The 16,536-nt window shown below is 57.2% G+C and carries 17 protein-coding genes and 1 pseudogene; 6 read left to right on the forward strand and 12 right to left on the reverse strand.

The window, feature by feature from the left end; genetic code table 11:
- Positions 1-316: 316 nt before the first annotated feature.
- From AC1Q6Y_RS01960 to AC1Q6Y_RS01975, 4 genes and pseudogenes are all read right to left on the reverse strand, one after another.
- A complete protein-coding gene (locus tag AC1Q6Y_RS01960; RefSeq protein WP_492623963.1) occupies positions 317-1,168 on the reverse strand; it encodes a hypothetical protein in 852 nt (283 codons plus the stop codon).
- Between the two features lie 147 nt (positions 1,169-1,315).
- Entirely contained in the window at positions 1,316-2,500 is a 1,185-nt protein-coding gene (locus tag AC1Q6Y_RS01965) for an amidohydrolase family protein (RefSeq protein ID WP_492623964.1), read from the reverse strand.
- Between the two features lie 32 nt (positions 2,501-2,532).
- A complete protein-coding gene (locus AC1Q6Y_RS01970; RefSeq protein ID WP_492623965.1) occupies positions 2,533-3,537 on the reverse strand; it encodes a TauD/TfdA family dioxygenase in 1,005 nt (334 codons plus the stop codon).
- A 47-nt stretch (positions 3,538-3,584) separates the two neighbouring features.
- Positions 3,585-3,717 (reverse strand): annotated as a pseudogene (locus tag AC1Q6Y_RS01975) (hypothetical protein); the annotation flags it as partial.
- Positions 3,718-4,338: 621 nt separating this feature from the next.
- On the opposite strand from AC1Q6Y_RS01975, the gene AC1Q6Y_RS01980 reads away from it, so the two are divergent.
- Positions 4,339-4,470, forward strand: coding sequence for a DUF2388 domain-containing protein (locus tag AC1Q6Y_RS01980; RefSeq protein WP_492624019.1), 132 nt, complete (start codon positions 4,339-4,341; stop codon positions 4,468-4,470).
- A gap of 325 nt (positions 4,471-4,795) precedes the next feature.
- On the opposite strand, the gene AC1Q6Y_RS01985 is transcribed toward AC1Q6Y_RS01980, so the two are convergent.
- The 3 genes from AC1Q6Y_RS01985 to AC1Q6Y_RS01995 all read right to left on the reverse strand — a co-directional run bounded on the left by AC1Q6Y_RS01985 (position 4,796) and on the right by AC1Q6Y_RS01995 (position 6,603).
- Positions 4,796-5,071 carry an HU family DNA-binding protein gene (locus AC1Q6Y_RS01985; RefSeq protein ID WP_003195589.1) on the reverse strand — a complete coding sequence of 92 codons (276 nt, stop codon included), beginning with the start codon at positions 5,069-5,071 and terminating at the stop codon, positions 4,796-4,798.
- 194 nt (positions 5,072-5,265) lie between these two features.
- Positions 5,266-6,414 (reverse strand): NAD(P)/FAD-dependent oxidoreductase, encoded by a 1,149-nt coding sequence (locus AC1Q6Y_RS01990; protein WP_008045504.1) that lies wholly within the window; start codon positions 6,412-6,414, stop codon positions 5,266-5,268.
- An 18-nt stretch (positions 6,415-6,432) separates the two neighbouring features.
- The gene (locus AC1Q6Y_RS01995; protein ID WP_007995385.1) at positions 6,433-6,603 is read right to left on the reverse strand and encodes a rubredoxin; all 171 of its coding nucleotides are present in this window, start codon (positions 6,601-6,603) and stop codon (positions 6,433-6,435) included.
- Positions 6,604-6,802: 199 nt separating this feature from the next.
- Between AC1Q6Y_RS01995 and AC1Q6Y_RS02000 the strand changes: the two genes are divergently transcribed.
- Both AC1Q6Y_RS02000 and ubiA read left to right on the forward strand, forming a co-directional pair.
- Positions 6,803-7,366, forward strand: coding sequence for a chorismate--pyruvate lyase family protein (locus AC1Q6Y_RS02000; RefSeq protein WP_340312795.1), 564 nt, complete (start codon positions 6,803-6,805; stop codon positions 7,364-7,366).
- A complete protein-coding gene (gene ubiA, locus AC1Q6Y_RS02005) occupies positions 7,366-8,256 on the forward strand; it encodes a 4-hydroxybenzoate octaprenyltransferase (protein ID WP_057712729.1) in 891 nt (296 codons plus the stop codon). Before AC1Q6Y_RS02000 ends, ubiA begins: the two co-directional genes overlap by 1 nt.
- Before the next feature lie 121 nt (positions 8,257-8,377).
- On the opposite strand, the gene AC1Q6Y_RS02010 is transcribed toward ubiA, so the two are convergent.
- A complete protein-coding gene (locus AC1Q6Y_RS02010) occupies positions 8,378-8,764 on the reverse strand; it encodes a COG4315 family predicted lipoprotein (protein ID WP_090452175.1) in 387 nt (128 codons plus the stop codon).
- A 153-nt stretch (positions 8,765-8,917) separates the two neighbouring features.
- Here AC1Q6Y_RS02010 and phoB point away from each other — a divergent pair, with 153 nt between their 5' ends.
- The 3 genes from phoB (at position 8,918) to AC1Q6Y_RS02025 (ending at position 12,439) form a co-directional block, all read left to right on the forward strand.
- Positions 8,918-9,607 carry a phosphate regulon transcriptional regulator PhoB gene (gene phoB, locus AC1Q6Y_RS02015; RefSeq protein WP_003229608.1) on the forward strand — a complete coding sequence of 230 codons (690 nt, stop codon included), beginning with the start codon at positions 8,918-8,920 and terminating at the stop codon, positions 9,605-9,607.
- An 80-nt stretch (positions 9,608-9,687) separates the two neighbouring features.
- Positions 9,688-10,974 carry a phosphate regulon sensor histidine kinase PhoR gene (gene phoR, locus AC1Q6Y_RS02020; RefSeq protein WP_259674430.1) on the forward strand — a complete coding sequence of 429 codons (1,287 nt, stop codon included), beginning with the start codon at positions 9,688-9,690 and terminating at the stop codon, positions 10,972-10,974.
- 124 nt (positions 10,975-11,098) lie between these two features.
- The gene (locus AC1Q6Y_RS02025; RefSeq protein ID WP_007975205.1) at positions 11,099-12,439 is read left to right on the forward strand and encodes a hemolysin family protein; all 1,341 of its coding nucleotides are present in this window, start codon (positions 11,099-11,101) and stop codon (positions 12,437-12,439) included.
- 67 nt (positions 12,440-12,506) lie between these two features.
- Here AC1Q6Y_RS02025 and AC1Q6Y_RS02030 read toward each other — a convergent pair whose 3' ends face one another.
- From AC1Q6Y_RS02030 to pstB, 4 genes are all read right to left on the reverse strand, one after another.
- Complete coding sequence (locus AC1Q6Y_RS02030; protein WP_223501502.1) at positions 12,507-13,403, reverse strand: peptidoglycan DD-metalloendopeptidase family protein; 897 nt, start codon at positions 13,401-13,403, stop codon at positions 12,507-12,509.
- 222 nt (positions 13,404-13,625) lie between these two features.
- Positions 13,626-14,528, reverse strand: coding sequence for a response regulator (locus AC1Q6Y_RS02035; RefSeq protein ID WP_492623966.1), 903 nt, complete (start codon positions 14,526-14,528; stop codon positions 13,626-13,628).
- A 167-nt stretch (positions 14,529-14,695) separates the two neighbouring features.
- Positions 14,696-15,457, reverse strand: coding sequence for a phosphate signaling complex protein PhoU (phoU, locus tag AC1Q6Y_RS02040; RefSeq protein WP_057712724.1), 762 nt, complete (start codon positions 15,455-15,457; stop codon positions 14,696-14,698).
- Between the two features lie 121 nt (positions 15,458-15,578).
- A complete protein-coding gene (pstB, locus tag AC1Q6Y_RS02045) occupies positions 15,579-16,412 on the reverse strand; it encodes a phosphate ABC transporter ATP-binding protein PstB (protein WP_007971742.1) in 834 nt (277 codons plus the stop codon).
- Positions 16,413-16,536 lie beyond the last annotated feature (124 nt).

Raw genomic sequence — 16,536 nt, forward strand, 5'->3', positions numbered from 1 at the left:
AGCCTCAGAAGGAAAATGAACGGCTGGGGCAGTTTAACGGCTTCGAACGAGAACGCCACTGTTGCGTAGCGTTAGAAGAAGATGGGATATTTTTTGACGCAGATGACTGCCAAGTCATTGAATAAACATCACTCCGCAACCTCTTGCGGAAGCTAGGTTTACTGATCCTAACCTGGGTATGGGCAAAGCCTCCTAGCCCTGCGACAAGCCCCCGGTTCACATACAGGTCTTGGACTCCAACGATGAGAGCTCCGCGATCTGCCTGATATTTTCTTGTGTGTGCGTAATTTTATATGTAATTCCAGATGGTAATAGCTCAAGTTTGATTTTTACTTACAACTAGCTTACGCAAAAATCTCTCAATTTTAGGCAAAACAAACTGAAGTATCTTCGGCATGGTGTGGATAGGCAACTGGCAGCATGCGAAAAACAACGCCATGGTCGGGGACAGACTGACGCCAAGAGCAGACCATAATAGTCCAACATTTCTGTTACCGCCGTTGAGTGCCATGGTGAATTTCGATGTCAATGATCCAGGGTACAGACAGCCCATGATCAGTTGTAGGAAAAAATTTATGCTGTAGGCGATAGCTATCATTGAAATGGCGAGCGAGGGTTTATCCAGAATAATCAGTTGCATGCCAGCCATCGTCCCTACTGCAAAAAGGAAAAGAGCAATCACGACAACACCATCGATAGCCAAGCCATGTGTTGCAACGAATGTTTGCGAAAAGCGACGTATCAATATTGCGGCCCCTTCGGCACCTCCTATCAATATTGCCAGTCTGATGGCCAGATCAATAGGGTCTATGGAGAGTGAAAGCCCATCAGCGAAAACATGGAGTATCAGCGGAGCGGTAATAGGGATAATTGCCATTGAGCATAGAGCGGTCACCAGCGACATGGAGGGGTCAAGTCCGAGCATTCTCGCTACTGCAGCATTTCCGCTGGCCGGCGGAGCTGCAACGGCGATGGCTATAGCAAGAGACAATTCCTGATTACCACTGAGATAGAGCGAAACCATTCCGAAAATGTAAGGGCAAACAACAACCATCAAGGCTGGAAATATCAGCGATATTTTAACGTTTCTTGCCGTTCTCATTACTTCAGCGTTGTTGATGCGTAGGAGAGTACCTAATACAAATATGAATACCATGACGGGCAGCAACGGTCTCGCCAGGTCTGCAAGATGAGGGATAGCCAATCCAATCGCGCAACCGGAGGCCAAGACTGTAGGCCCTCTGCGGGTGATTTCGGGTAGGATTCTATGCATGCAAGTGCTCTCAAACCGGCGTCCTTCACAGGACGCCTCTATTTAGGCGCGGAGTGTTATCTCAGGTGTGACGGATGGCGGTGGTGAGTTCTTGGATTGCCTCACTACCAAGCGCCCATCAATCAGAATCGAGGTGATGCTCGGAAGGTCGCCACTGCTGAAACTGCCCAGTACGCTGGGCTCTGCACCACCCAAAGGGCCGCAAGCGATCAGAATGTCGGCTTCTCTTCCGACTTTCAGAATTCCGCGGTTCAACTTTCGTACCTTTGCAGTGTTGCCCGTTGCAAAGCAGACGGCCTTTTCCGGAGGTACGTCGCCGAAACTACTCAGCAAGGCAATGGCTCTGAGCATCCCGAGCGCGGGAACCCCGCAGCCAGCGGGCGAATCTGTTCCAATTACTATGCGGTCGAGTTGGTTCATTTCTCGTGCATAGTTCAAGGTGGTGACCGCCGCAAACTCGTTCCCGTTATGTACGATTTCCAAGGCACCCAGACAGCCCTCACACAGACACCGAATTTGGCTTGGCGCCAATGCGGTATAGCCGCCATTGATATGCCCGATAATATCCGGCGCAATTTCAAGGATCTGTTCTGCGCCCATTCTCTGAGAGGTGGAGATCGAAGGACCGCCGGTGTGGGTAATAGAGGTCATGCCGTGCTTGCGAGCTATCTTGACCAATTCGGCTGCGCGGCTTACGGATTTGACCGGGCCTATGCCGACCTCTCCCAGTTGGTTGATGCCTTGGGCAACCATTTCGGCAAAGTCCTGATCCGTAAACTCATTATTGAGCAGTGGTGCACCTGCTTCCATTTTTATCCCGGAAGGGCGGGCATTGGAGAAGGAGCGCTGGGCGGCAATTGCCATTGCGATAGTGCCGACTCTGTCAGTGGGTAGCCCCGGAACGTGCACTTCCCCAGCAGAAATCATGGTCGTGACTCCGCCCTGCAGTGAATGCCAGATCCAATTGTGGTTGCCGGAACGTGGGCTATATTCACCAAGGGTCGGGTGAGTGTGATTGTCGATCAAGCCGGGCATGACGGTGCTCTGTTTCGCATCGATCAGCAGATCCGCATTTGAAAAATCTACATCTTCAACGCGACCGACGTACGTAATCATGCCGTCAACGCTGACCAGTGTGTCTGCATCAATGACAGGAATATCGAGCTCGCCCGTTAGGAGCGTGCCTATATTATGGATAATTGACGTGTAGCGTTTCGCATCGGACATTAACTTTACCTCTTGAAATCAGCCAGCAGGGGTTAAAAGATTCGAGCACCACTCTTTTTGAACGATCGAAAGTTCCACAAGTTATTGGTGAGAAACACACGCTGGACCCAACGATACGCGTGACCTTTCGGGTCGAAACTGGGTATGAACTTGTCACGGGAATGCAGCGTAAATCGATTGTTTATGTACACTAATTTTCCGGGCTGGATATCTACTGCGTGGGCGACTTGTTTAAGAGCTTCGTAGAATTTCGAATAGGCATTTTTTGCCGCCTCATCAACGGCGACAACCATATCTGGATAAAATGCAGCGGTGACCCGCGGATGAGATATAGGCCCGGTCAATATGGGATACAAGCGGGTTTCGCTAGATTGAGCACTGCTGTTTCTCCAGCGATAAGGCTGCCGGATTATGAAATGCTTGCCGTATAACAGTTGAATGTCCATTTCGCTCAGTGTCTTGAGCGCTTCCCTGGCATCGGCAACCCAAGTTTTCGGGCCTGAGGTGTATGGATCGCTGCGAACCCCAAGCAGCATTAGAGCTAATGGCGATGTGTCGCCACGGGTGTCGTAAGTCTGGGAAGCATTTTCAGTGTGCAAGTCCAATTCTACCTCCGACCCGTTACCGGTGTATTCGGCTACCGCTTCAGGGTGCGGAACAAGATCATTTACCAGTTTCGGCCCCTCGTGCCCGATGGAGTAAGGCTCTGCAATCAAACTGCCTAACGCTACTAATACGTTTTCGGACAAATACCCATTTTTGAAATTCAAACTGTCTGCGTCTCGTTGTGGACTACCGAACGCATCATCCACTGGAAGATTTTCGAACACACAGTAAGACGCATCGTCGCTTTTCAGCGACTCGAGCTTTTCAATCAAACGCTCCGAAAACATCCGATATGCAGTCGTACGAATCTTCTGAATGTAATTTCGCCCCCCTGTCGGTTCGTAGCAAATATCCACCAGTGCGTCGTGAACACCCTCTTTTTCAGCATCTGTCAGACGAAAAATATTGGCATCTCTACATGACTCATCCATGCAATCACCATCACGATAGAATTCTGTATAAACGGTTATGACTATATTGCCTTTTCCAACTCGTGTTCCAGCGCTTCATGCTCTTTCGAAAAGCGCACATTCTCGCCAGCGAAACTCTCTTTGAAACAGAGATTTTAGCGAGTTCAATATAATGAACTGAAGCCTACTTGAATAAGACATCCATGGCCTTTTTCAAGAATCACGCTCATTCACCCATTGAAGTTTCAATGACATCTGCCCCTGTACCAGAAGCCACCAAAGCATGACAAAAAAAGCAAACAAAAAATGTAGGACGCTTCTGAAAATGCAAGCACATGAGAACAGCCAGTTAAATCGCCGCGCCACCTCTATGTAACTTCTTCAATTATCAAGCGATCTCTCGAAATGCATCTTTATCGGCGCGCACAGAACTTAAAGTCTACGCGACAAGCTTAAGAAGTTTCTTGATCAGGTTCAGATACATCATTCTGAAATAAAGAAAATTTCTGACCATGGCAATAGAAGCGTCCTACATCAATCCTTCCAATGCCTTGTTAGCGTGTTGACGCAATTTACGCAGGCCCAAGCGCGCAGTAAAAAATTGGCGGTTGCCTTCAGGTGTTGCTTGGTTGCCCGACTCACACTCGTAACTGGCGGCTCTGTTCGGGCTGTAGGGTGCGACGGTTTACCCGCCTATTAAACGATGGTTTCCTTGAATACCCGGCACCAACTGGACTTGGGTTTCTCTACATAACGGTCGGACCGCTCACTTCGACCTCGGATGCCACTACAGATGGCCTCTATAAACACTACACTCAGGCAGTGAAAGACAATGCAGCAGCCTATCTTGCTACCGACGGCGAACTCAATGGACCCATGCTTGAATCTGCTTTGCGCACGTATTTGGAGCAGTACGCTCGTCCTCAGCCAAGCAAGAAAGAGTTGCCCACCTAGTACTCGCTGCCTATGGATAAATAACCAAGCGCCTGCCAATTAAAAAATCACTTAAGCGCTCCTGGCCAACGCCCTAGAAGACCCGCTGTCCATCAGCGCCATTACTGCCGATTTCGCAGACGATGTGCAGGGTGGGCATGCTCACCCAATGTCTGACTTTGTGACTGCTGCGCAGCCAGACGCTGGTTTCGCCAGCTGCTACGGATCGCACCATGGCTTAACTGATTGGTATTACTTTCTACCCCCACAAAAAATGGGCACCCAACCCTGGTTGGCGTGCCCATTTTTTATTCCACTCCCCCGCTACGCGGAAGGTGAAAACGGATTACGGATTAACGCTGTCTTTCAACGATTTCCCAGGCTTGAAAGCAACGGTGTTGCTGGCCTTGATTTTGACGGGTTCACCGGTTTGCGGGTTTTTGCCGGTGCGGGCACCGCGATGGCGTTGCAGGAAGGTGCCGAAGCCCACCAGCGTCACGCTGTCTTTGCGGTGCAGGGCACCGGTGATTTCTTCAAGAACGGCGTTGAGAACGCGGTTGGCTTGTTCTTTGGTGAGGTCTGCTTTTTCAGCAATGGCTGCAGCGAGGTCTGGTTTACGCATGTGAGTGAAGCCCCTTTGACGGTTTGTTGTTGTTATGTCCGTGCTGCTCTCTATGGAGCAGCGCCCAAAGCGCCGCAGGTGCTCTACTCTGCGGCAGACGGGAGTGAGGATGGCACGCAGTGAGGCCCCGCGCCAGTATCGGCGCGGCCATTGTTAGGGCAAAAGGGGGGTGATTCCGACAGAACGACCGGTATTTATGCCAACAGGGCCGGAAGCTCTTTGTTCAGGGCCAGTTTTTCCATCACGGCGGCACCGGTGAGGGCGTAACCGAGCAGCTTGCCCGCGGCATCGCGGCATAAAACCTTGATGTCGGCGCCCTGCCCTTCGACTGTCCAGATGCCCTCTGCGCCCCGTGGCGGCGGGGACACCACCAACGGGCAGACCGGGGTCTTGACGGTGATCGGCATCGGGCCATAGGTGACGGCGGTCGGGTTGCCGGCCAGGGTTTGCGCCAGCGCTCGCGCACAGCTCATCAGGGGCATCACGTACAGCAGGTTCAGCCCGTCGACCTCGGCGCAGTCGCCCAGGGCGTAGATGTTGGCGTGGGAAGTCTTCAGGTGCCGGTCGACCATGATGCCGCGGTTGACCTGCAGACCGGCCGCAGCCGCCAGGTCGACGCGCGGGCGCAGGCCAATGGCCGAGACCACCACGTCGCACGGGATCACCTGGCCATCGGACAGGTGCGCTTCCAGGCCGTCAGCCACGCGTTGCAGGCGGTTGAGCACCGGCCCGAGGTGGAAGCGAGCGCCAAGGCTTTCGAGGCCTGCCTGCACCGCAGCGGCGGCCGCCGGGTGCAACAGGGTCGGCATGACTTGTTCGCACGGCGCAACCAGTTGCACTTCGTAGCCACCCAGGGTCAGGTCGTTGGCGAACTCGCAGCCGATCAGGCCGGCGCCGAGCAGCAGCACGCGGCGCTTGCCGGCTGCCGCCGCACGGAAGCGTGCGTAGTCTTCCAGGTCGTTGATCGGGAACACGCAGTCTGCCGCGTCGCCTTCAATGGGTACACGCACGGTTTCGGCGCCCCAGGCCAGGATCAGGTCGCGGTAGATCACCGCTTCTTCACCGATCCACAAGCGCTTGTGGCCCGGGTCGATGCCGCTGATGCGCGTGTGGGTGCGTATTTCAGCCTTGAGCTGTTCGGCCATGGCGCCGGGTTCGGCCATGCTCAGGCCGTCGGCATCCTTGTTTTTGCCGAAGCCGGTGGAGAGCATCGGCTTGGAGTAGGAGCGCCCGTCATCGGCGGTAATCAGCAGCAGCGGGGTTTCGCTATCGAGTTTGCGAAACTCGCGGGCCACGTTGTAGCCAGCCAGGCCGGTGCCAATGATTACGACAGGTGCGTTCATTCCTTACTCCTCAATTATTCAGGCAGCGATTTCGATCATTTCAAAATCCATTTTGCCCACACCGCAGTCCGGGCACAGCCAGTCTGCCGGGACGTCTTCCCAACGGGTGCCCGGCGCAATGCCGTCATCCGGCCAACCGTCGGCTTCGTTGTAGATCAGGCCGCAGACGATACATTGCCACTTTTTCATCAGGTACTTCCTCAGGGTTCAGGCGTTTTGCCGGCCGGACGGTCGATGGTTGTAGCACTGCCGTCCAACTCAGCGCGTTTTGTACTGATCGGAGCCATCGGATGCAAGCCTGTTCGGCGCAACGGCAGGCCATTTCAATCGATATCGGCGGCTGACATGTTAAGCTCGCCGCCTCATTTGCTGCCAATAATGACTCATTGTGCATCACACAGAATCCCCCTCTCCAGCTTCTCTCTGGCTCTCGCGCAGCGAACTGACGCCCCTCCCCGATGCCTCCACCCTCGACTGGCTGTTCGACGAAGGCTCGCTGACCAGACGTCTGATTCATCTGTCGAATGACGCCTTCAGCGTCTCGCCGATGTTCGAAGGCTGGCAGCCCCTGCGTGCCGACGAATGCGCAGCACTGGACCTGGCCGATGGCAGTGAGGGCTGGGTCCGTGAGGTGTATTTGCGTGGTCATGGCCAGGCGTGGGTGTTTGCGCGCAGCGTGGCGTCACGCAGTGCATTGCAAGGCGACGGCTTGCACATGGACGAACTGGGCAGCCGCTCGCTGGGCGAATTGCTGTTTTGCGATCAGGCCTTCCAGCGCCGGGCCATCGAGGTTTGCCATTATCCGCAAGCGTGGCTGCCCGCCGAGGTGCAATCGCCTGGACTGTGGGGCCGCCGCTCGCGCTTCGACCGCGGTGCCTTGAGCGTTTTGGTGGCCGAAATTTTCCTGCCTTCCCTGTGGGACGCCGCCTGCGCCCAATCGGAGAACCGTTGATGTACCAAAGCCTGCTCAAGTCCTTGAACCGCTTGAACCCTCGGGCCTGGGACTTCATTCAGCTGACCCGCATGGACAAGCCGATCGGCATTTACCTGCTGCTCTGGCCTACGCTGTGGGCGCTATGGATTGCCGGCAAGGGTTCGCCCTCCCTGGCCAACATTGTGATTTTCGTCCTTGGCGTGGTACTGACTCGCGCTGGCGGCTGCGTGATCAACGACTGGGCGGACCGCAAGGTCGATGGTCATGTGAAGCGTACCGAGCAGCGGCCGCTGGTGAGCGGCAAGATCAGCTCCAAAGAGGCACTGGTATTCTTCGCACTGCTGATGGGCGTGAGTTTCCTGCTGGTGCTGTGCACCAATGCCGCGACCATTTGGCTGTCGTTGGGCGGCCTGGCACTGGCGTTCAGTTACCCATTCATGAAGCGCTACACCTATTACCCGCAAGTGGTGCTGGGCGCTGCATTTTCGTGGGGGATGCCGATGGCGTTCACCGCAGAAACCGGTGAATTGCCGGCTGTCGCATGGCTGCTGTGGATCGCCAACCTGATGTGGACCGTGGGTTACGACACGTATTACGCGATGACCGACCGCGATGACGACCTGAAGATCGGCGTGAAATCCACGGCGATTCTGTTCGGCGACGCGGACCGGGCGATCATCCTGACCCTGCAAGGGCTGGCGCTGGGTTGCCTGTTGCTGGCGGGTTCGAAGTTCGACCTCGGTGGCTGGTTCCACCTTGGATTACTGGCGGCCGCGGGCTGCTTTGCCTGGGAGTTCTGGTACACCCGCGACAGGGACCGCATGCGTTGCTTCAAGGCGTTTTTACACAACCATTGGGCAGGGTTGGCGATTTTTGTGGGGATTGTTTTGGATTACGCAGTGCGTTAACGCCATATCGTGTGTAGGGGCGAGCCCGCTCGCGATGAATTTGAAGACGACGCGGTTATCCAGACGGCCCGCATAATCGTTCACGCTCATCGCGAGCAGGCTCGCTCCTACATGAGATGTCTTACATCTTCGGCCCTTGGAGGACGTGCCAGACCTTGTTCTTCATGTCGCCCGTCTTGTCTCCGGGCTTCTTGTCGTCGTCGTAGTAGTACAGCGGCTTGCCGTCGTAGGCCCATTGCATCGTGCCATCGTCACGCTGGACGACTGTCCATTTACCTTCAGCCTTGGCACCCGCTTCAGCCTTGAGCGGCGGCCAGTGTTTTGCACACTCACCGGTGCATACCGACGTGCCGCCAGTGTCCTTGTCGAACGTGTACAAGGTCATGCCCTTATGGTCGACCATCATGCCGTCTTTCATCATCGCCGGCTCAGCCGCGAAGGCCATGGTCGGCAAGGAAAACGCCGCAACCAGTAGCAGAGCCTTGAAGGATTGCGAGATTTGCTTCATGGAAACCTTCCTTTTGTGGTTGTCAGGATTCGGACTTAAAGCTTAGCCCAGGATCCCGCCAATCGCCGACCGACTAAAATACTGTCACACGACTGCAATAATTCCGTTATCTAATGCGGCGCAAGACAGTTAAATGACAAGAGGATTAAGGGCATGGTTGGCAGGAGCATTCTGATCGTCGACGACGAAGCGCCTATTCGCGAAATGATCGCCGTTGCGTTGGAAATGGCCGGCTATGACTGCCTGGAGGCTGAAAACTCCCAGCAAGCCCACGCCATTATCGTCGACCGCAAACCGGACCTGATCCTGCTCGACTGGATGCTGCCCGGCACGTCCGGCATCGAGCTGGCCCGTCGTCTCAAGCGTGATGAATTGACCGGGGACATCCCGATCATCATGCTCACTGCCAAAGGTGAAGAGGACAACAAGATCCAGGGCCTGGAAGTCGGCGCCGACGACTACATCACCAAACCGTTTTCCCCCCGTGAGCTGGTCGCGCGCCTGAAGGCCGTGCTGCGCCGTGCCGGTCCTACCGATGGCGAAGCACCGATCGAAGTCGGCGGCCTGCTGCTGGACCCGATCAGCCACCGCGTGACCATCGACGGCCGTCCTGCCGAGATGGGCCCGACCGAATACCGCCTGCTGCAATTTTTCATGACCCACCAGGAGCGCGCCTACACTCGCGGCCAGTTGCTGGATCAGGTCTGGGGCGGCAACGTCTACGTTGAAGAGCGTACCGTCGACGTGCACATTCGTCGCCTGCGCAAAGCCCTCGGCGATGCTTACGAAAATCTGGTACAAACCGTGCGCGGCACCGGTTACCGCTTTTCTACCAAAGCCTGACCCGGACCTTTACCGCCCGACAAGCTGACAAGGACGCGCGTCAAGTGAACCAAAACTGGCATGGCACCCTGATTCGCCACATGCTGCTGCTGGTCACCGCCTGCCTGGTGATCGGCCTGATCACCGGCTATTACGGCTGGAGCCTCGCCGCAGGCCTGGGTCTTTACCTGGCCTGGACCCTCAAGCAATTGCTGCGTCTGCACGAGTGGCTGCGCCTGCACAAACCCGATGAAGCGCCACCCGACGGCTACGGCCTGTGGGGCGAGGTGTTCGACAGCATCTACCACCTGCAACGCCGCGACCAACGGGTACGCGGGCGCCTGCAAGCGGTGATCGACCGGGTTCAGGAATCCACCGCCGCGCTCAAGGATGCGGTGATCATGCTCGACACCGACGGCAATCTGGAATGGTGGAACCGCGCCGCCGAAACCCTGCTGGGCCTCAAGACGCCACAGGACAGCGGCCAACCGGTGACCAACCTGGTGCGCCATCCGCGCTTCAAGGAATACTTCGAGCAAGACAGCTACGCTGAGCCGCTGGAAATCCCTTCGCCGACCAACGACCGCGTGCGCATTCAGCTGTACATCACCCGCTACGGCAACAACGAACACTTGATGCTGGTGCGCGATGTGACGCGCATCCATCAGCTTGAGCAAATGCGCAAAGACTTCATCGCCAACGTTTCCCATGAACTGCGCACACCGTTGACGGTGATCTGCGGTTACCTGGAAACCTTGCTCGATAACGTCGACGAGGTGAACCCGCGCTGGGGCCGTGCCTTGCAGCAGATGCAGCAACAAGGCGGACGCATGCAGACCCTGCTCAACGACCTGTTGTTGCTGGCCAAGCTGGAAGCCACCGATTATCCGTCGGACAACCAGCCGGTACCGATCGACGGCTTGCTGCAATCGATCAAGAGTGACGCGCAGCAGTTGTCTGGCCAGAAAAACCAGAAAATCACCCTGGAAGCCGACCCGACGATTCTGCTCAAGGGCAGCGAAGCGGAGTTGCGCAGCGCGTTTTCCAACCTGGTGTTCAACGCGGTGAAATACACCCCGGCCGAAGGCAATATCCGCATTCGCTGGTGGGGCGATGACCAAGGGGCGCACCTGAGCGTGCAGGATTCCGGGATCGGCATCGATGCCAAACACCTGCCGCGCCTGACCGAACGCTTCTATCGCGTCGACTCCAGCCGCAACTCCAACACCGGGGGCACCGGCCTGGGGCTGGCGATCGTCAAACACGTCTTGTTACGACATCGGGCACGCATGGAAATCAGCAGCGTGCCGGGCCACGGCAGTACCTTTACCTGCCACTTTGCCCCGGCCCAGGTCACCAAATCACGGGTTATCAGCACCGCTGACTGATACCGGCCAGCACGCGCCACTAGGCAACTGGCCGGTCAGCCGCTACATTGGCTGACTTGTGCCTGCCTTTCAGGCGCGGTTTTTTACTTCCCACTCGAATATACGGAACCCGCAAAACTCCATCATGGACCCTTCCCCTGGCTTGACCCTCGCTACAATTTTCGCCGACTTCGGCATGATTCTTTTTGCTCTGATCCTGGTTTTGCTCAACGGATTTTTCGTTGCGGCGGAATTTGCCATGGTCAAATTGCGCTCGACCCGGGTCGAGGCCATCGCTGACAAAAACGGCTGGCGCGGGCACATCCTGCGCACCGTGCACAGTCAGCTCGATGCTTACCTGTCGGCTTGCCAATTGGGTATCACCCTCGCCTCCCTGGGCCTGGGTTGGGTCGGTGAACCCGCGTTTGCCCACATTCTTGAGCCGGTGTTGAGCGCAGTCGGCGTCGAGTCGGCCGAAGTGGTCAAAGGCATCTCGTTCTTCACCGCCTTCTTCATCATTTCGTACCTGCACATCGTGGTCGGCGAACTGGCCCCCAAATCCTGGGCCATCCGCAAACCCGAGTTGCTGTCGCTGTGGACCGCCGTGCCGCTGTACCTGTTCTATTGGGCCATGTACCCGGCCATCTACCTGCTCAACGCCAGCGCCAACACTATCCTGCGCATTGCGGGGCAAGGTGAACCCGGCCCGCATCACGAGCATCACTACAGCCGTGAAGAACTGAAACTGATCCTGCACTCCAGCCGCGGCCAGGACCCGAGCGACCAAGGCATGCGCGTGCTGGCCTCGGCAGTGGAAATGGGTGAACTGGAAGTGGTCGACTGGGCCAACTCCCGCGAAGACCTGGTGACCCTGGAGTTCAACGCGCCGCTCAAACAGATCCTGGCGATGTTCCGTCGCCACAAGTTCAGCCGCTACCCGGTGTACGACAGCGAGCGCCAGGAGTTCGTCGGCCTGCTGCACATCAAGGATCTGCTGCTGGAACTGGCGGCGCTGGACCACATTCCCGAGTCGTTCAACCTGGCCGAACTGACCCGCCCGCTGGAGCGCGTGTCGCGGCACATGCCGCTGTCGCAGTTGCTGGAGCAGTTCCGCAAGGGCGGCTCGCACTTCGCCGTGGTCGAAGAGGCCGACGGCAACATCATCGGCTACCTGACCATGGAAGACGTGCTGGAAGTGCTGGTCGGCGACATCCAGGACGAACACCGCAAGGCCGAACGCGGGATCCTCGCGTATCAGCCGGGCAAGCTGCTGGTGCGGGGCGATACGCCACTTTTCAAGGTTGAAAGGTTGCTGGGCATCGACCTCGACCACGTCGAAGCCGAAACCCTTGCCGGGCTGGTCTATGAGAGCCTCAAGCGCGTTCCGGAAGAGGAAGAAGTGCTGGAAGTCGAAGGCCTGCGGATCATCATCAAGAAGATGAAAGGGCCGAAGATCGTTCTGGCCAAGGTGTTGATGCTGGATTGATCTGCGGCTGAAGGGCATTTTGTGGCGAGGGGGCTTGCCCCCTCGCCACAGTTGATCACCGAAAACTTCACTTCCCGCCCAACGCAAAGTTGGGCAGCGCACCCACCGGCTGGTTGAACTGGTACGGAATCGATACCAGCCCCAGCCCGGTATTGCGCTGCACCACGAAGTGCAAATGCGGCCCGGTGCTGTTGCCGGTGTTGCCGGACAACGCCAACGCACTGCCTACCGTTACCCGCTGACCTTCCCGAACGCAGACCGAACCTTTCTTCAGGTGCAGGTAAACACCCATGGTCCCGTCATCGTGCAGCACCCGCACGAAATTGCCGGAAGCGTCGGTGCCGCGCCCGCTCTGCCTGTTCTCGGTTTTCACCACCACCCCGCCTCGCGCGGCAATGATCGGCGTGCCCTCAGGCATTGCGATGTCTATGGCATATCGGCTCTTGGGCCCGAAGTGACTGTAGGGGCCATTGGCGCCCTGACTGATCCGGAATGGTCCACCACGCCAGGGCAACGGGTACCGATAGCCCACCGTGGGCCCAGAGGGGTCGCCCAGGGAGTATTTGAACTTCGGGACGTATGCGAGGGACCTCCCGCCTTTAGTCGCCGTGAGCCGCGCCAGACGAACGCTGCTGCGTAGCGGTATCACCCGCCGAATCGTCCCGCCCGGCACGCCGCTGGCGTTCTTCACCCCGGCAAAACTCAATTCGACTTCTACCGGCGCATACAGGTCATTGCGCACGTACACGCTGTGCACGCCGTTCTTCTTCATGATGATGAGGCGCACCTGACGCTCAAGGTGCTCGACCATGCCATCGCGAAAAACGAACACATGGGCGCCCTTGCTGGGGCGGTCGCTGTAGGAAACCACGCCATAGGCGTCCTTGGACTTGTAGATGGTCATGGCCACGGCCGAGGTGGCGACCATGAACAAGCCACATAAAAACAGCAGGCGCGTGAACATGAGCAAGGATTCTGTCGAGTGAGATCTGGGATTGAGCCTAGCAGCTGCAATGGACCCGGGTAGTCGGCAGTTGTTTCAGAAAAGGTGTTCAGCAGATGTGCGGTAAACGTGATGACCCCATCGTCGGATCGCCGCCCGGAGCAAGCTCGCTCCCACAAGAGAACGCATTACAAATGTGGGAGCGAGCCTGCTCGCAAAAGCGGACTGTCAGGCGGCCCTATATCAAGCGCCAGGAATAAAGTGCTTCTGCGCCGTACCACGTGCAATCAGGCGGGAAATGTAATCGAGCTTCTGCGCATCCTGGTCGACAAAGCGGAAGGTCAGTTGCAGCCAGTCGCTGTCGGGCTTCGGTTCGTGGGCCACGACGGCGTGCAGGTAACCGTTGAGACGGGCGATTTCGGCGTTGTCGCCCTGCTCAAGGTCCAGCACCGCGCTGTCGAGGATCTGCGGCAGGGTCTCGGTGCGTTTGACCACCAACAGGGCTTCCTTGAGGCTCAAGGCCTTGATCACACATTGCGCGATGCCGTTCGGCAAGCGCAGTTGACCCTGGCCACGGCCACTGGTGGGTGCCGAGGAGGTCGCAGGCGTCTTGACCGGTGGACTGTTGAGCAAGCCTTTGGACGGTGCGGGTGCGGCCGTTGGTGTCACTACGGGTGCCTTGCCACCGGTCAAGGCGGCAAGGGAGTCGTTACCGAAGGCAGGGCTGGTTTTGGTTGCGGCTACGTTGATCAAGGCGTCGAGTTTGCCGACCTTGTGCAGCGCCTGCTTGACCTTGGTGATCAGTTGCTCGTTGGTGAACGGCTTGCTGACGTAACCGGAAACTCCGGCCTGGATCGCCTGGACAACGTTCTCCTTGTCGCCACGGCTGGTGACCATCACGAAGGGCATTGTTTTGAGGGTGTCTTGCTCGCGGCACCAGGTCAGCAGTTCCAGGCCGGACATTTCCGGCATTTCCCAGTCGCACAGGACCAGGTCGAAGGCTTCCTTGGCCAGCATGGCCTGGGCCTTTCTGCCATTGATCGCGTCTTCAATCCGCATGCCCGGGAAATAGTTGCGCAGGCACTTCTTCACCAGGTCACGAATGAACGACGCGTCGTCCACGACCAACACATTGACCTTACTCATCCAAAACCCCTTTAAAAAATCCCGGCCAGCATACCGCCTTGCTGATGGCACATTGCCAAAAACCTTCAGTCACGCCGGACTTTTCGTTCGCGGGGTGCTGCTTTCGAATTCGTGAAGCTCAAACAAAAACGCCCGGCCAAAAGGCCGGGCGCTTTACTTGGGCAACCTTACTTATCGTCAGTTTTGCCCGGAACATTAGCGCTTTCGCCGGTTGTTCCTTCGACTTCTTCCTTCATGCGCTTGAGACCCAGGTGCCGCACGTCGGTGCCGCGTACCAGGTAGATCACCAGCTCCGAGATATTGCGCGCATGGTCGCCGATTCGCTCCAGCGAACGCAGCACCCAGATAATGCTCAGAACCCGCGAAATGGAACGCGGATCTTCCATCATGTAGGTAGCCAGCTCACGCAGGGCAGTCTTGTATTCGCGGTCGATGATCTTGTCGTACTGCGCCACCGACAAGGCCAGTTCGGCGTCGAAACGGGCAAAGGCGTCCAGTGCATCGCGGACCATGTTGCGCACCTGGTCGCCGATGTGACGCACTTCGACGTAACCGCGCGGCGCTTCGCCTTCTTCGCACAGCTGGATGGCACGACGGGCGATCTTGGTCGCTTCGTCACCGATGCGCTCCAGGTCGATCACCGACTTGGAAATGCTGATGATCAGGCGCAGGTCGGACGCTGCCGGCTGACGACGGGCCAGAATGCGCAGGCATTCTTCGTCGATGTTGCGTTCCATCTGGTTGATCTGGTCGTCGATCTCGCGCACCTGCTGGGCCAGGCCGGAGTCGGCCTCGATCAGCGCGGTCACCGCGTCGTTGACTTGCTTTTCCACCAGCCCGCCCATGGCCAGGAGGTGGCTGCGCACTTCCTCAAGCTCGGCGTTGAATTGCGCGGAAATGTGGTGGGTAAGGCCTTCTTTACTAATCATCTTTTTCGCTCCGCGAAAGTTGCAAGCTTCAAGCTGCAAGCTTCAAGCAGTTATGTACAAGTCCTGGAATCGCACCGCTTCTTTCTTGCCGCTTGCAGCTTGTAGCTCGCGGCCGCCTCAACTAGCCATACCGACCAGTGATGTAGTCTTCGGTCTGCTTCTTCGCCGGATTGGTGAACAGGGTATCGGTGTCGCCAAACTCGACCAGCTTGCCCATGTACATGAAGGCGGTGTAGTCGGACACCCGCGCCGCCTGTTGCATGTTGTGGGTCACGATCACGATGGTGAACTTGGATTTCAGTTCGTAGATCAGCTCTTCGACTTTCAGCGTGGAGATCGGGTCGAGTGCCGAGCACGGTTCGTCGAGCAACAGTACTTCCGGTTCCACGGCAATGGTGCGGGCGATCACCAGACGTTGCTGCTGACCACCGGACAGACCCAGTGCCGACTCGTGCAGACGGTCCTTGACCTCGTCCCACAGTGCCGCGCCTTTCAAAGCCCACTCGACGGCTTCGTCGAGGACGCGCTTCTTGTTGATGCCCTGGATACGCAGGCCGTAAACCACGTTTTCGTAGATGGTTTTCGGGAACGGGTTGGGCTTCTGGAACACCATGCCGACGCGACGACGCAGTTCGGCCACGTCTTCGCCCTTGCGATAGATGTTGTTGCCGTACAGGTTGATCTCGCCTTCAACGCGGCAGCCGTCAACCAGATCGTTCATGCGGTTGAAGGTACGCAGCAGCGTGGACTTGCCACAGCCGGACGGGCCGATGAAGGCGGTCACGCGCTGTTTCGGGATGTTCATGCTGACGTCGTACAGCGCTTGTTTTTCGCCGTAGAACAGGCTCAGGCCCGGCACTTCGATGGCTACGGTTTCCTGCTCGAGGTTCAGGCTCTGTTTGTCGCGACCCAGCGCCGACATGTTGATGCCGTGGGTATGTGCTTCGTGCTGCATGGGAGGCTCCCTGTGCTAACAAATTCGGTTCGGTTGCCACTGGCCAAGGCCCGCGGTTACACAATTCTTTCTGTAGGAGCGAGCCTGCTCGCGATGGTCGTTCAGACACAGAAAATGTGTCGGA

The sequence above is a fragment of the Pseudomonas sp. GW823-FHT06E10 genome (genome assembly GCF_058794995.1).

Excerpts from the sequence above, each read along its gene's own strand:
- AC1Q6Y_RS01965 (WP_492623964.1), bottom strand. The coding sequence starts at position 2,500 with ATGTCCGATGCGAAACGCTACACGTCAATTATCCATAATATAGGCACG.
- AC1Q6Y_RS01970 (WP_492623965.1), bottom strand. The coding sequence starts at position 3,537 with ATGGATGAGTCATGTAGAGATGCCAATATTTTTCGTCTGACAGATGCT.
- AC1Q6Y_RS01985 (WP_003195589.1), bottom strand. The coding sequence starts at position 5,071 with ATGCGTAAACCAGACCTCGCTGCAGCCATTGCTGAAAAAGCAGACCTC.
- AC1Q6Y_RS01990 (WP_008045504.1), bottom strand. The coding sequence starts at position 6,414 with ATGAACGCACCTGTCGTAATCATTGGCACCGGCCTGGCTGGCTACAAC.
- AC1Q6Y_RS01995 (WP_007995385.1), bottom strand. The coding sequence starts at position 6,603 with ATGAAAAAGTGGCAATGTATCGTCTGCGGCCTGATCTACAACGAAGCC.
- ubiA (WP_057712729.1), top strand. The coding sequence starts at position 7,366 with ATGTACCAAAGCCTGCTCAAGTCCTTGAACCGCTTGAACCCTCGGGCC.
- AC1Q6Y_RS02010 (WP_090452175.1), bottom strand. The coding sequence starts at position 8,764 with ATGAAGCAAATCTCGCAATCCTTCAAGGCTCTGCTACTGGTTGCGGCG.
- phoB (WP_003229608.1), top strand. The coding sequence starts at position 8,918 with ATGGTTGGCAGGAGCATTCTGATCGTCGACGACGAAGCGCCTATTCGC.
- phoR (WP_259674430.1), top strand. The coding sequence starts at position 9,688 with ATGCTGCTGCTGGTCACCGCCTGCCTGGTGATCGGCCTGATCACCGGC.
- AC1Q6Y_RS02025 (WP_007975205.1), top strand. The coding sequence starts at position 11,099 with ATGGACCCTTCCCCTGGCTTGACCCTCGCTACAATTTTCGCCGACTTC.
- AC1Q6Y_RS02030 (WP_223501502.1), bottom strand. The coding sequence starts at position 13,403 with ATGTTCACGCGCCTGCTGTTTTTATGTGGCTTGTTCATGGTCGCCACC.
- AC1Q6Y_RS02035 (WP_492623966.1), bottom strand. The coding sequence starts at position 14,528 with ATGAGTAAGGTCAATGTGTTGGTCGTGGACGACGCGTCGTTCATTCGT.
- phoU (WP_057712724.1), bottom strand. The coding sequence starts at position 15,457 with ATGATTAGTAAAGAAGGCCTTACCCACCACATTTCCGCGCAATTCAAC.
- pstB (WP_007971742.1), bottom strand. The coding sequence starts at position 16,412 with ATGCAGCACGAAGCACATACCCACGGCATCAACATGTCGGCGCTGGGT.